Source organism: Xenorhabdus koppenhoeferi (genome assembly GCF_900116635.1).
GTDB classification, from domain to species: Bacteria; Pseudomonadota; Gammaproteobacteria; order Enterobacterales; family Enterobacteriaceae; genus Xenorhabdus; species Xenorhabdus koppenhoeferi.
Genome location: NZ_FPBJ01000003.1, coordinates 39,390 through 53,974 on the forward strand (window position 1 = coordinate 39,390; position 14,585 = coordinate 53,974).

11 protein-coding genes, 1 tRNA gene and 1 pseudogene are annotated in these 14,585 nt (G+C 43.6%); 5 read left to right on the top strand and 8 right to left on the bottom strand.

What is annotated here, in order from left to right:
* Positions 1-156: 156 nt before the first annotated feature.
* On the top strand, positions 157-1,887 hold the full coding sequence (gene argS, locus BM329_RS01555) for an arginine--tRNA ligase (protein ID WP_092547901.1): 1,731 nt from the start codon (positions 157-159) through the stop codon (positions 1,885-1,887).
* Positions 1,888-2,016: 129 nt separating this feature from the next.
* Here argS and murJ read toward each other — a convergent pair whose 3' ends face one another.
* Together murJ and rimJ are read right to left on the bottom strand one after the other, a co-directional pair.
* Complete coding sequence (murJ, locus tag BM329_RS01560; protein ID WP_092547904.1) at positions 2,017-3,555, bottom strand: murein biosynthesis integral membrane protein MurJ; 1,539 nt, start codon at positions 3,553-3,555, stop codon at positions 2,017-2,019.
* A 303-nt stretch (positions 3,556-3,858) separates the two neighbouring features.
* Complete coding sequence (rimJ, locus tag BM329_RS01565) at positions 3,859-4,446, bottom strand: ribosomal protein S5-alanine N-acetyltransferase (protein WP_092547907.1); 588 nt, start codon at positions 4,444-4,446, stop codon at positions 3,859-3,861.
* 174 nt (positions 4,447-4,620) lie between these two features.
* On the opposite strand from rimJ, the gene mdtH reads away from it, so the two are divergent.
* Positions 4,621-5,826 carry a multidrug efflux MFS transporter MdtH gene (mdtH, locus tag BM329_RS01570; RefSeq protein WP_092547910.1) on the top strand — a complete coding sequence of 402 codons (1,206 nt, stop codon included), beginning with the start codon at positions 4,621-4,623 and terminating at the stop codon, positions 5,824-5,826.
* Between the two features lie 83 nt (positions 5,827-5,909).
* Positions 5,910-6,473 (top strand): annotated as a pseudogene (locus BM329_RS01575) (lipoprotein).
* 314 nt (positions 6,474-6,787) lie between these two features.
* Here the strand turns inward: BM329_RS01575 and BM329_RS01580 are convergent.
* Positions 6,788-7,330 (bottom strand): TorD/DmsD family molecular chaperone, encoded by a 543-nt coding sequence (locus BM329_RS01580; RefSeq protein WP_092547913.1) that lies wholly within the window; start codon positions 7,328-7,330, stop codon positions 6,788-6,790.
* 83 nt (positions 7,331-7,413) lie between these two features.
* On the bottom strand, positions 7,414-8,355 hold the full coding sequence (gene ghrA, locus BM329_RS01585) for a glyoxylate/hydroxypyruvate reductase GhrA (protein ID WP_092547916.1): 942 nt from the start codon (positions 8,353-8,355) through the stop codon (positions 7,414-7,416).
* Between the two features lie 312 nt (positions 8,356-8,667).
* Here ghrA and BM329_RS01590 point away from each other — a divergent pair.
* Positions 8,668-8,757 (top strand) — tRNA-Ser (locus BM329_RS01590).
* Positions 8,758-9,066: 309 nt separating this feature from the next.
* Positions 9,067-10,773: a C4-dicarboxylic acid transporter DauA gene (gene dauA, locus BM329_RS01595; protein ID WP_092547919.1), complete on the top strand. Its 1,707-nt coding sequence runs from the start codon at positions 9,067-9,069 to the stop codon at positions 10,771-10,773.
* 93 nt (positions 10,774-10,866) lie between these two features.
* On the opposite strand, the gene kdsA is transcribed toward dauA, so the two are convergent.
* The 4 genes from kdsA to prfA form a co-directional block, all read right to left on the bottom strand.
* Positions 10,867-11,721: a 3-deoxy-8-phosphooctulonate synthase gene (kdsA, locus tag BM329_RS01600; protein ID WP_092547922.1), complete on the bottom strand. Its 855-nt coding sequence runs from the start codon at positions 11,719-11,721 to the stop codon at positions 10,867-10,869.
* A gap of 121 nt (positions 11,722-11,842) precedes the next feature.
* Positions 11,843-12,652 carry an invasion regulator SirB1 gene (gene sirB1, locus BM329_RS01605; RefSeq protein ID WP_092547925.1) on the bottom strand — a complete coding sequence of 270 codons (810 nt, stop codon included), beginning with the start codon at positions 12,650-12,652 and terminating at the stop codon, positions 11,843-11,845.
* Positions 12,636-13,484, bottom strand: a complete 849-nt coding sequence (gene prmC / locus BM329_RS01610; RefSeq protein ID WP_092547928.1) for a peptide chain release factor N(5)-glutamine methyltransferase — start codon at positions 13,482-13,484, stop codon at positions 12,636-12,638. The genes sirB1 and prmC overlap by 17 nt, the downstream gene beginning before the upstream one ends.
* Positions 13,484-14,566: a peptide chain release factor 1 gene (gene prfA / locus BM329_RS01615; protein WP_092547931.1), complete on the bottom strand. Its 1,083-nt coding sequence runs from the start codon at positions 14,564-14,566 to the stop codon at positions 13,484-13,486. Before prfA ends, prmC begins: the two co-directional genes overlap by 1 nt.
* Positions 14,567-14,585: the final 19 nt, after the last annotated feature.

The following is a 14,585-nucleotide window of genomic DNA, read 5'->3' on the forward strand; positions in this document are numbered from 1 at the left end:
GTCCATTAATAAAGTAATACCACCACCAGCGGCTGATAGTAGCATGCAGGATACTGAATATGATATAAACCCCGTTATTTTCTCATAACCCACGCGTGCGAAAGCATGTGCATAATTCAAATGCAGCAATTTTCGTGCGTAACTTAAGGTAACACGGTGAATATTCAGGTCATTCTTTCAGAAAAAATCAGCCACGCATTGATTGCAGCTGGTGCTCCGGCCGACAGCGAAGCTCACGTCCGTCAATCTGCAAAAACTCAGTTTGGTGACTACCAAGCGAATGGTGTCATGGCGGCAGCTAAAAAAGTGGGCATGCAACCCCGACAACTGGCAGAAAAAGTCGTTAGTTTGCTGGATCTGCAAGGAATTGCCAGCAAAGTTGAAATTGCAGGGCCGGGCTTTATCAATATTTTTCTGGATAAAAGCTGGATTTCGGCCAATGTTGAATCAGCGCTGAAAGACGAAAAACTGGGTATCGCTCCAGTCGAATCTCAAACTATTGTTATCGATTATTCTGCACCGAATGTTGCCAAGCAAATGCACATTGGCCACATTCGTTCTACTATCATTGGCGATGCGGTGGTACGCACCCTTGAATTTCTGGGTCACAACGTTATTCGCGCCAACCACCTTGGTGATTGGGGAACTCAATTTGGTATGCTGATCGCCTATCTGGAAAAAGTCCAGAATGAAAACGCCAGCGATATGGCTCTCGCAGATTTAGAAGAATTCTACCGTGAAGCCAAGAAGACTTACGATGAGAACGAAGAGTTTGCCGTTCGCGCCCGTAATTACGTAGTAAAACTGCAAGGTGGTGATGAATATTGCCGTGCAATGTGGCGCAAGCTGGTTGATATCACCATGTCACAAAATCAGGAAACCTATAATCGCCTGAATGTCACCCTGACTGAAAAAAATATTATGGGTGAAAGTTTGTATAACGATATGCTGCCAGGTGTCGTTGCAGATCTGAAACAGAAAGGCCTTGCTGTTGAAAGCGACGGCGCTACCGTGGTCTATCTTGATGAATTCAGGAATAAAGAAGGCGAACCGATGGGAGTTATCATCCAGAAAAAAGATGGTGGCTACCTTTACACTACAACAGATATCGCTTGTGCCAAATACCGCCATGAAGTTCTGCATGCCGACCGCGTCCTTTATTATATCGATTCACGCCAGCATCAACATTTAATGCAGGCATGGACGATTGTTCGCAAAGCCGGTTACATTCCTGAATCTATGTCGCTTGAGCACCATATGTTCGGCATGATGTTAGGCAAAGATGGCAAACCTTTCAAAACCCGCGCCGGCGGTACAGTAAAGTTGTCTGATTTATTGGATGAAGCCATTGAACGTGCGCATACCCTGATCCGTGAGAAAAACCCGGATATGCCTGAAGATGAACTGAAAAAAGTCGTTCAAGCTGTTGGTATTGGTGCGGTGAAATATGCAGATCTTTCCAAAAGCCGTACCACAGACTACGTTTTTGACTGGGACAACATGCTCGCATTTGAAGGCAATACCGCACCTTATATGCAATATGCCTATACCCGCGTAAACTCTATCTTCAAACGTGCAGAAATTGATGAAAGCAGTCTGACACAACCAGTCATTTTGAACGAAGAGCGTGAGCAAGCTCTGGCAACCCGTTTGTTGCAATTTGAAGAAACGATCACGACTGTTGCCCGCGAAGGTACACCTCACGTAATGTGTGCTTACCTGTATGATTTGGCTGGCTTGTTCTCTGGTTTCTACGAACATTGCCCAATCCTGAATGCAGACAACGAAGAAGTGCGCCAAAGCCGTCTGAAATTGGCTCTTCTGACGGCAAAAACCTTGAAACAAGGTCTTGATACTTTGGGTATTCAGACTGTAGAACGGATGTAATAACCTTTTGCTAAAACTGGCATGATTTTTTCATGCCAGTTTTCCTGCCTACCCAATATTTTCTCCCTCTTTTTGTATTTCCAATAAATAATTGGGCGGCATTTAACAAAGGTTTGATCAGATAAATAATTAGTTCATTCCCCGAAGAGCAAAATCTTTAAATCGAAAACCCATCAAAGCCAATGCAGCAAAATAACTACCCGCGCCAGCAATCACAACGCCCATTAATCGTAGCAGGCGCATTGCCATATTGCCCTGCTCCCACGCTGGCATAAACCACAATACCGTCAGTAATACGCCGACCATAACCAATATCGCCACAACCAATTTCAGCAGAAATTCACTCCACCCTGCCAATGGTTTAAAGATCTCACGTTTACATAATTGCCAATAAAGCAGAGCGGCATTAAAACAGGCAGCCAGACCGATAGAAAGCGCCAGCCCTGCATGCTTTAATGGGCCAACAAAAACAAGGTTCATTAACTGAGTCAAAATCAGGGTTGCAATCGCAATCTTAACCGGCGTTTTTATATCCCGGCGAGAATAGAAACCCGGCGCCAGAACTTTAACAACAATCAATCCCATTAATCCAAAGCAGTAAGCGATTAATGCCCGCTGAGTCATTTCTGCATCAAAGGCAGAAAAATTGCCGTATTGAAAGAGTGATACAGTTAATGGTTCCGCCAAAATACCTAATGCTACGGCACAAGGTAATGCCAAAAGAAAGCAGAGACGCAACCCCCAATCCATTAATTTTCTATATTCTTCATGATTTCCACTGGAAAAACTTTTTGCCAGTGAAGGCAGCAAGATCGTTCCTAATGCTACCCCCAAGACTCCAGAAGGCAATTCCATTAAACGGTCGGCATAATACATCCATGAAACTGAACCTGAAACCAGAAATGAAGCAAAAATAGTATTGATGATCAAGGAAATCTGGCTAACAGAAACCCCTAAGATAGCCGGTCCCATCTGGCGTATAACGCGCCATACACTGCTGTCACGAAAAGAAATCCGTGGTAATACCAGCATACCTATTTTTTTCAAATGAGGAAGCTGGTAAGCCAGTTGCAAAACCCCACCGGCAATGACCGCCCAACCCAATGCCATGACCGGCGGATTACAGTAAGGTGCAACAAACAGTGAGAAGGCGATCATACTGATATTAAGCAACGTTGGTGCAAAAGCGGGGACAGAAAACCGATTCCATGTATTGAGGATTGCTCCTGCCAAAGATGCCAAAGAGATCAAAAAAATGTAGGGAAAGGTAATTCTCAGCAAATCACGGGTTAAAGCAAATTTATCCGGTGTATCCGTGAACCCCGGAGCCGTCACATAGATAACCCAAGGTGCAGCAATCACCCCGATTATTGTGACTATCGCCAGAATCAGTGTCAGCATCCCTGATACATATGCAATAAACGTACGTGTTGCTTCATCTCCCTGCTGATTTTTGTATTCAGCCAGAATAGGCACAAACGCTTGAGAAAAAGCGCCCTCAGCAAAAATACGGCGCAACAAGTTCGGCAACTTGAACGCAACAAAAAAAGCATCTGTCGCTACACCAGCACCAAATATGCGGGCAATGATAGCATCTCGAATAAAGCCCAGAACGCGCGAAAACATCGTCATTGAGCTAACCGCTGCCAGTGATTTAAGTAAATTCATGGTGTTATTCTAAAAAGTGATTTTTATGCAATGAACATAAAAGATGTAAAGCTATCATCAAGATGTCATAAACGTGGTAGATAAAACATTCCGGTGAGATAGCAGCCGTGTTTCAAGTCTAACAGACAAAAATTATGTCTATACACAATGGATTTCAAGTTGCATCGCGACGGCAAGAGAGCAAATCCCCGGGAGCATAGATAACTATGTGACCGGGGTGAGCGAGCGCAGCCAACAAAGAGGCAGTTTGAAAGACGAAGTGTATACATTGGTTATATAACTATAGTTTCATAAGCTACAAACTTATAAACCCGTCTTTCCCCACATATCATCAGTCAATGATGTCAGTACATGGTCTTGCCAGATACCATCAATCATCAAATAATTCTTGGCATAACCTTCCCGTTCAAACCCTAGTTTCTTGAGGAGATTTCCACTGCGATGATTATGTGGCATATAGTTGGCCATAATCCGGTGCATTTTCTGGTGGCACTGCACGTAACGAATGGCAGGTTGCAATGCTTCATACATCAAACCCTGTCCCTGCCGTTTTTCGCCCAAAGAGTAACCCAGATAACAAGAATAAAATGCTCCACGCACAACATTCGTGAAATTGGCAACCCCTATCACCTCATTTTCATCAGGGTCTAACAGTAAAAAATTAAATGCAGCCTCTTGCCTTTGCAGCTCGGCAAGATAACTCAATCTATTTGACCATCCTGAAGGTTGATAAAAACTACCATCCCTTGTGGGTTCCCATGGTTTAAGAAAATCTTTATTTTCCGCATAATATTCAGCCAATCTATAGGCATCACGTTCATATATCAAACGAACGATCATCCTATCAGTAATAAAGCGAATCTTAGGCGATGCAGAACGATAACCAAACATGCCTTCTCCCAATCTTTTACCTTGAAAAAATGCTCAATAATTTAGCTCTTATAAGAGTTTTTATCACCGTCTCACGATAAAAAAATATCATCTATAATCCTCTACCTTAAGGATAAAATTCAGTCCAGAATAACAAAAAATTATATTTATTTTTTCATATTCTGATGGTGCGAAATGTCATTAGTTTCACAAGCTCGTAGCTTGGGTAAATATTTTCTTTTATTCGACAATTTATTAGTTGTTCTGGGATTTTTCGTTGTTTTTCCCTTAATTTCAATTCGTTTCGTCGAACAACTTGGCTGGGCTGCCGTCATTGTCGGCTTTGCACTGGGTATGCGCCAATTTGTACAGCAAGGGCTTGGCATTTTTGGCGGGGCTATTGCAGACAAATTCGGTGCCAAGCCAATGATTGTTATCGGTATGTTATTGCGTGCATCAGGTTTCGCCATGATGGCAATGGCTTCCGAGCCTTGGATACTAATCCTTTCCTGTGTTTTATCAGCATTGGGCGGAACGCTGTTCGATCCCCCACGGGCAGCGCTGGTAATCAAGTTAACCCGCCCCCATGAGCGCGGTCGCTTTTATTCATTATTATTAATGCAAGATAGCGCAGGAGCTGTAGTCGGTGCTCTGCTAGGAAGTTGGTTGCTGCAATATAATTTTGATGTTGTCTGCTGGATTGGAGCAATAATTTTTATACTGGCGGCACTATTTAATGCATGGTTTTTGCCTGCATATCGCATATCGACAACCCGAACCCCCATCAAAGAGGGTATAAACCGAGTCATTAAAGATCGTCGGTTCTTTTACTATGTGCTGACATTGACTGGTTATTTTATTCTGTCGGTACAAGTCATGTTAATGTTTCCGATTATTATCCATGAAATTTCCGGCACACATACTGCCGTTAAGTGGATGTATGCCATTGAAGCTGTGATTTCTCTGACATTGCTTTATCCTATTGCCCGCTGGAGTGAAAAATATTTTCGACAGGAACAACGCCTGATGGCCGGGCTGTTTTTAATGAGCCTCTGTATGTTCCCAATTGGTTGGGCAGATCAACTGCATCTCTTGTTTGGCCTGATTTGTCTGTTCTATCTGGGCATAGTGACAGCAGAACCTGCACGTGAAACACTCAGTGCTTCACTGGCTGATCCACGGGCTCGTGGTAGCTATATGGGGTTCAGTCGACTGGGGCTGGCGCTGGGAGGTGCATTGGGCTATACCGGCGGCGGATGGCTTTATGACACAGGAAAAACCTTGAATATGCCACAATTACCATGGATTTTACTGGGTTTGACAGGATTAATTACTATTTATGCTCTTCATCGTCAATTCAATCGGAAAAAAATTGAACCCATCATAATGAGTCAACCTTAACCATGTAATACATAAATCATGTAATACGTTCATCATGTAATAAATAGTGTAAAATCTGCCCGTTGAAAATAAAAGGAGACAACATGAGACAGTTTTTATTAGGAGTAGTATTGGTACTGGTAGGGTTAGTCAGTGGCTGTGACCAATTCAAAGAATTCAGCATCAATGAAGGCTTACTCAATGAATATTTATTAAAAAGAGTTCATTATCAGAAGCAAATTAGCCTTGCGGGTGCAGCCAAAGCCAATATTACACTAGGGGATTTAACCAGTCAGGTCGGCCGCAAAGATCCAGAAAAAATTGAACTGTCCAGTCAGGCAAAAATTTAGCTAATCACTTTATTGGGTAATGTCCAGGCTGATATGAAACTTACTATCAGAGCTAAGCCGATATTTGATGCAGAAAAAGGTGCGATTTTCATTAAGGGACTGGAAATCGTGGACTACCAGACAACACCAGAAAAAGTCGCCGCTCCGATTAAGGTGTTAATTCCTTATCTGAATACTTCTTTGAGTGAATTTTTTGACACTCATCCTGTTTATGTCTTAAATCCAGAAAAAAGCAAGACTGAAGCAGCCGCATCAAAATTAGCCAAAGGTTTGGCAGTTAAACCGGGTAAATTAGTTATTGGCTTGGCTGATAAATAATTTTTATTGTCAATGAAATAATAAGGACCTGTTATTAACTATAATTGGCCCTTATTTGATCCACAATCTACCAATAATCTCGTCTATTTAAATATACCTGTCGTCTTTCAAGTTGCAGCTTTGTTGGCTGCGCTCACTCACCCCGGTCACATAGTTATCTATGCTCCAGGGGATTAATGAAAGGCTCCTGCCTTTCACCGGTGGCCAGCCTTTGGCTGGGCAAATTCGTTCCCGACGAATTTGTCATTCCCTTGCCGTCGCGCTGCATCTTGAAATCCAATGGGTATAGTTACCAGCCTGATAAAGTGACATTGTCACTCAGATTCAAATTCTTCACGCAACGCTTGCAGTGCTTCACGGGTAACAATTGCCAATGTTCGATAAAAACTGCTAGTTGCATAAGCTTCCACTTTACCGAGAAACTTTCCGCACCAAGGCAGTAAATATTCATCAAACAAAGTAATTTGGGCCTGAACTTCATCTTCTGCTGCCTGATCTTCCAACCATGACGCAGCCAACAACAAAGAGCCAAATTGATCAGCCGGTGCATCAGACAAGGGCATACCCCGCCCTGCTAAAAACTGACGCACTTCACTTTCTTTTTCATCCGTATAATCAGTTCGGCAAGCTGCAACACTTGCTGACTCTCCGGTAAACAGGGCGTGATAATCCGCTTCGATAACCGACAATTCACTGTTTTGCTGCAATCGCTCCAATAACTCATCCTGCACCAAAGGCCATGCTTGTTTCAATTTTCCATCTGCAATCATGGTAATGAGAGGTTGCAGAACAGGATCTTGTGGTGCCCGATTAAATAACGTTCCTAAAATACGACAAACAATAGAAAACTCGTTCATAACTTCATCCAATCCCAATAACTTACCTAAATAATGAATTCAGTTATTGTCCCTAATCGTCTGCCTTGCTGTAAAGCAGCTTGTTAATAACCGCTGTTAATATCAACGAGACCAAAAGGTTGCTTACCATTTTCCATCCGTCGGATATTTTCGCAAATAGCATCCATAGCCTCATCAGGAATGGTATTTGCTGCAATATGCGGAGTTATATTAATGCGAGGATGAGTCCAGAAAGGATGTAAATTTGATAATGGTTCTTCTACAAAGACATCAAGGGTCGCACCAGCAACATAAGCTTTATCAATTGCAACCAGCAAATCCTGCTCGACGAGTTGAGCACCACGTGCAATATTGATTACATATGAATCCGATTTTAACTGACTGAATAGTGAAAGATTAAGAATACCGCGAGTTTCCGCTGTATCTGGCAGGATATTAATCAGTACCTTACATTCAGAAAGAAAATCGCCCAATTGCTCTTTTCCGTAAAAACTTTCGACGTTATCAATTTGTTTTGGCGTTCTGCTCCAACAACGCACATGAAAATCAAACTCCCTCAGTTTTTCGATAACGCTGCGCCCTAAAACGCCGGCACCCAAGACACCAATAACAAAATCCTTTCTATTGTGTCGAGCCAAAGGTTTCCAAAAACGCTGTTCCTGATACTGCTTATATTCATCCATGCGACGGAAATAGTGTAAGACTGAAGTCATCGCATATTCCTGCATCTGCTGCGCCATTCCGGTATCTTCAAGACGTATCAGCGGAACACCCGCAGGCAGTGTGCCGGGTTTTTTCAACTCTTGCCTGAGAACGGAATCCACACCCGCCCCGAGTACAAATAGACCTTTTATCTCCTGATGATTAGCCAACATTTCATAAGGAGGAAGCCAAACTAAAGCGTAATCGGCAGGAGCATTATCACCATGAACCCATTGCCGAACTTTAGCTTCAGGTAACCTAGCCTGTATCCCCTGAATCCATTCATCAGCATTAAAATAAGGGTGGAAGAAAATGATGTTCATAAAATCTCATTCCTTTTTGTTTTTCTGATAGAGTCAACCTATTGCCTGGAGGTTGCAAGTCTCTGATGTAAAGGAGTGAATGAAAATATTGATAATGTTATCTGGTTAACACATTTTTCATGATTCGTTGCAAAAAAAGAGGGTTCCCTTGCGTAATTGATTGCCAAGCGCACAAATTGTTTTTTATTTGTCTAATCAGTCAAAAAGCCAGAAAAAATACTTATAAGCATGTTGACGCCCGCCCTGCTTTTCCCTATAGTAGCGCCCCGTTGCAACAGTGAACACAATCTGGATTCCTGTAGCAACAAAAATGGTGAGGTGTCCGAGAGGCTGAAGGAGCACGCCTGGAAAGTGTGTATACGTGAAAACGTATCGAGGGTTCGAATCCCTCCCTCACCGCCATATTCTATAAAAAAGCCTGAACATATGTTCAGGCTTTTTTGTTTTTGTTGTCCCATCCTAAAATAAGTATCAACGTATATCAGGACTAGACAGTATTAAAAACATTCAATTTTAAATACAGGCCAGCTTTCTATTTACGTTTTACGTTGCATTCACAAAACCACCCTGGTTATTTGATTTTTATTTCACCAAGGCTAATCTATTAGTTAACTTTTTGACATATAACACCTTTCTGTTCCGGTGAAAACGATATGCTGATACCACTTTTTTCAGACTGTCATCGACATCTTATTTTTGGTTTCTATTTCAATGAATACTCGTAAAATTAAGGGGATACGTCCATTTAGTGCGTTTATTGATTCATGTTGGAAAGAGCCTTACTCTTTTTCCCGTTTTATCAAAGATATCATCGCTGGGATTACCGTGGGCATTATTGCCATCCCACTGGCAATGGCTCTGGCTATCGGCAGCGGTGTTGCTCCGCAATATGGTCTGTATACCGCAGCTATTGCAGGCATTGTTATTGCTCTCACCGGAGGCTCACGTTACAGCGTTTCCGGACCAACCGCTGCTTTTGTCGTGATCCTTTACCCAGTTTCACAGCAATTTGGCCTGAGTGGATTACTAATCGCAACACTCATGTCAGGCATTATTCTGGTCATCATGGGGTTAGCGCGATTAGGCCGGCTTATTGAATACATTCCCTTGTCTGTCACTCTTGGGTTTACTTCCGGTATTGCAATCACTATTGCCACCATGCAGGTGCAAAATTTCTTTGGCCTGACTCTGGAACGTGTACCGGAAAATTATATTAATAAAGTCATGGCGCTCTTTCAGGCTTTCCCTTCTCTACAACTAAGCGATACCCTCATCGGCTTCACAACCTTGCTGGTCTTGATTTTCTGGCCAAAGTTGGGATTAAAGTTACCCGGTCACTTACCCGCCCTGATTGCTGGTACGGGTATTATGGGTCTTATGCACTTACTGGGTCATGATGTGGCAACGATCGGCTCATCATTCAGCTATATGCTGGAAGATGGCACACAAGGTCAGGGTATTCCTCCTATTCTTCCCCAATTCGTTCTGCCGTGGAATTTACCCGATACCCACTCCTTCGATATCAGTTGGAATACAGTATCAGCATTGCTGCCTGCGGCATTCTCGATGGCAATGCTAGGGGCAATTGAATCACTCTTGTGCGCAGTTATTCTGGACGGTATGACCGGAAAAAAACACCATTCCAACAGTGAATTAATTGGTCAAGGCATGGGCAATATTGTCGTTCCCTTCTTTGGGGGGATTACTGCAACAGCGGCTATCGCACGTTCAGCTGCCAATGTGCGCGCAGGTGCCACATCGCCAATTGCCGCAGTTGTTCACTCACTGTTAGTTTTATTGACGCTACTGATCCTCGCCCCCATGCTCTCTTACCTGCCGCTGGCGGCTATGTCAGCAATTTTGCTGATTGTGGCGTGGAATATGAGTGAAGCCCATAAAGTTATAGATTTAATCCGCCGCGCTCCTAGAGATGATATTATCGTCATGCTGTTATGCCTGTCATTAACGGTACTGTTTGATATGGTAGTCGCAATCACTATTGGGATTGTTCTTGCCTCACTCCTATTTATGCGCAAGATTGCCAATATGACTCGGATCAGCGTATCTCCTTTAACAAACAATGATAAAGACCTGCTGATTGTGCGAATTAATGGCCCTCTGTTCTTCGCCGCCGCAGAACGTATTTTTGCGGAGTTAAGAGAAAAAAGTGTGGGCTATAAAACTATTATCATGCAATGGGATGCTATACCCGTATTGGACGCTGGTGGCCTGCACGCCTTTCAGGGATTCGTCCGAGAGACAGGAAAAGAGAAACATATCGTTGTGTGTGATATTCCTTTCCAGCCTTTGAAAACACTGGCAAGAGCTAAAGTCGTGCCTATTGAGGGGCAATTAAGTTTCTATGCTACATTACCTAAAGCGTTGGCAGATATCGAAATAGATTGTAATCCTGGCTGAGTTTAAGTGGGTAATTCACGCCAGTACCTTTATCAGATCAGCATGTTAATCAAAAAGCCGATCTGATAAAGGTACTGGCACTGGATTTAGCTATTATTTGCTGGTATCCAACTCTGGGAGACTTTTCACCACATCATCAATTGCTTTCATCTGCATCAGGAATTGCTCCAGTTTCGCCAGTGGCAACGCAGATGGGCCATCACATCTTGCATTTTCTGGCTCAGGGTGAGCTTCAAGGAACAGACCTGCAATTCCCACGGCCATACCGGCACGGGCCAATTCAGCAACTTGCGCACGACGACCACCGGAAGCAGCGCCAAGCGGGTCACGACACTGCAATGAGTGAGTCACGTCGAAAATGACAGGTAAGCCATTGGTTGCTTGTTTCATCACACCAAAGCCCAGCATATCGACGACCAGATTGTCGTAACCAAAATTGCTGCCCCGATCACACAAGATCACCTGTTCGTTGCCGCCTTCCTTGAATTTTTCAACAATATTTCCCATTTGCCCCGGGCTTACAAACTGAGGTTTTTTAACGTTGATAACTGCACCTGTTTTCGCCATTGCTTCAACCAGATCAGTCTGACGAGCAAGGAACGCAGGAAGCTGAATAACATCAACCACCTCTGCAACAGGTTGTGCTTGTGCGGGTTCATGCACATCAGTGATGATTTTCACGCCGAAAGTCTGTTTCAGTTCCTGAAAAATTTTCATTCCTCCTTCCAACCCCGGCCCACGGTAAGAATGAATAGAAGAACGGTTAGCCTTATCAAAAGAGGCTTTGAATACATAAGGAATGCCCAGTTTTTGTGTTACGGTGACATAATGTTCACAAATACGCATGGCCAAATCCCGTGATTCAAGGACATTCATACCACCAAACAGTACAAAAGGCAGATCATTTGCGACCTTGATGTCACCAATATTAACCACTTTCTGTTGCATGCTTATACCTTCTTGTTGAGGGCAAATAAATTTGCTATATCCATAATAAAATAAATGAGGCACAGAGAACTTTTGTCTTTTTTCATCACAACTTCATAGCTGTGTTGCCTCATAACAAAATTCAATGAAGAACAATCAATCTCCGCTCAATCGAGTGAATCTGCATTTTTATCATTTCTGAGATAGGGTCCTCAGGGCAGTGTTCCACAAAATAACTCAAATCCGAAACAGCAATATGATTGCAATCAAGCTGAGCATAAATCAGCCCTCGGTCACGGATTTCATACGGATCATCGGGGTCAAACATTAGTACGATTTCGCTCGCCCTAAGTGCCAGTTCCATCTTTTTCTCTTCCATCAAGGAAACTTTGATGGTATCGGTGACTTTACGTACGATACTAATGTTATCCGCTTCTTGTAAGTCTTTATTTTCCAAGCAAACAGTTGGACCAATATTGCCTTTCAACCAGACATCGAGTATATGTTCGCTGAGCGTATCGCCATTCATGGGATTAATAAACCATGTTGGCTCATCAACCAAATCCATCTTTAAGATCAACTGGGTCGGGAATATTACCGGCTGTACGGGTAAAGCCAGCATCTGAGCAATGTGTGAAAAAAGTGTTCCAAGTGCCACAGGCGCGCCTTGGCGTGAACGCAGTATACTATCCAACCACAGAGTATCAGACAAACAATACACCCCACTTGCCCCACCAAATTTCCATTCACGATAAAACAGTGTCAGCAATGACTGCACCTTTGCTTTGATATCAGTAATTGAAGAAAGCCTCTGCTGAGCTTCTTCAATCAAAGCAGCTAACTGTTCAGCCACCAATATTTGGGGGAAATCAGGACGAATGGCCTGTGTTACTAGAATAATACCGTCAATCAGGGGAGCATTATTGAATTCATAATTAACTATGGGTTTCATTTTTATTCCATCGACCTATCGTGATACGTTCGTTACCACCATAATCCTGAAAAGTCGCTATCTGCTGATAACCTTTCTCCAAAAATAGATTTCTGACAACGGTTCCCTGTTTCCAGCCATGCTCCAATAATAGCCATCCATTTGCTAACAAGAAATGGTGGGCTTGTTCCACAATTGTTTGCAAATCTGACATACCATTTTGTGCAGCGATCAGTGCAGTGGCCGGTTCAAACCTGACATCCCCTTCGCGCAGATGAGGGTCAGCCTCATCAATATACGGTGGATTGCTGACAATCATATCAAATTGTCGATGTCCAACTTCAGTAAACCACTCACTTTGCAAAAAATTCACATTGTGGAAAGACAGTTTTTCAGCGTTGCGTTTCGCCAATGCCACCGCATCAGGATTAATATCGACCCCTGTTACATGGCAATCACAGCGCTCACTTGCCAGCGCCAGCGCAATTGCACCAGTTCCTGTGCCGAGATCGAGAATCTGCGATGGTGAACCAGGCAATAATTCCAATGCCTTTTCAACCAGACATTCTGTATCTGGGCGTGGGATCAGCGTCGCCGGTGATACTGCCAGGGGTAGTGACCAAAATTCACGCTCCCCTACAATATAAGCAATCGGCTCACCCTGAATGCGGCGAGCCAATAAGCGATCAAGCCGATGGGCTTCCTCCGGTGAGATTAATGTTTCACTGAATGCAATCAAGTAAGTACGGGAACGCCCTGTTACATATTGCAACAAAATTTCTGCATCGCGCTTAGGGCTGTCACTCTCGGTCAATTGCAGGGCCGCATACTGGAGCCAATATTGATAGTTCATCAATCCTGCTCTGACAATGCAGATAACTGATCTGCTTGATATTCTGTAATGATAGGCTGAATAAGCATATCCAGTTTACCTTCCATCACTTCTTCAAGGCGATATAACGTCAGGTTAATGCGGTGATCAGTAACCCGCCCCTGTGGGAAGTTATAAGTCCGGTTGCGATCTGAACGGTCACCAGAGCCAAGCAAATTTCGGCGCTCAGAAGCTTCGGCCTCCTGACGTTTCCGCACTTCAGCAGCACGAATACGCGCAGCAAGCACAGACATCGCTTTGGCTTTATTTTTATGCTGAGAACGCTCATCCTGGCACTCTACGACGATGCCGGTTGGAAGATGGGTAATTCGAATGGCTGAATCTGTGGTATTGACGTGCTGTCCACCCGCTCCAGAAGAGCGATATGTATCAATTTTCAAATCACCGGGGCTGATTTCCGGTAATTCTGCTTCAGGAATCTCCGGCAGAATTGCCACTGTACAGGCAGAAGTGTGAATGCGCCCCTGTGATTCTGTTTCCGGCACACGCTGGACACGATGACCACCTGATTCGAATTTCAGATGACCATAAACGTGTTCACCAGAAACTTTAGCAATGATTTCTTTATATCCACCATGTTCACCTTCATTGGCGCTCATTATCTCAACTTTCCAGCGGCGGGATTCAGCGTAGCGGCTATACATGCGGAATAAATCCCCGGCGAATATTGCTGCTTCATCACCACCGGTTCCTGCACGAACCTCAAGAAAACAGTTGCGCTCATCATCCGGATCTTTCGGCAGCAACAACACCTGTAACTGTTGTTCCAACTCTTCATTACGAATTTTTGCGTCTTTGAGTTCTTCCTGCGCCATTTCCTTCATTTCGGGATCGTCAAGCATCATCTCAGCTGTTTCAATATCATTCTGAATACTTTTCCAGACTTTAAAACAGTGAGTCACATCGGTAAGTTGAGCATATTCTTTTGATAATGCACGGAAACGCTCTTGATCAACGATAACTTCAGCATCACCGAGGTGAGCCAATACTTCTTCATGGCGTTCTTGCAATGCTTCCAATTTAGCGACAATAGAAGGCTTCATTCGTAATATCAGACCTTAA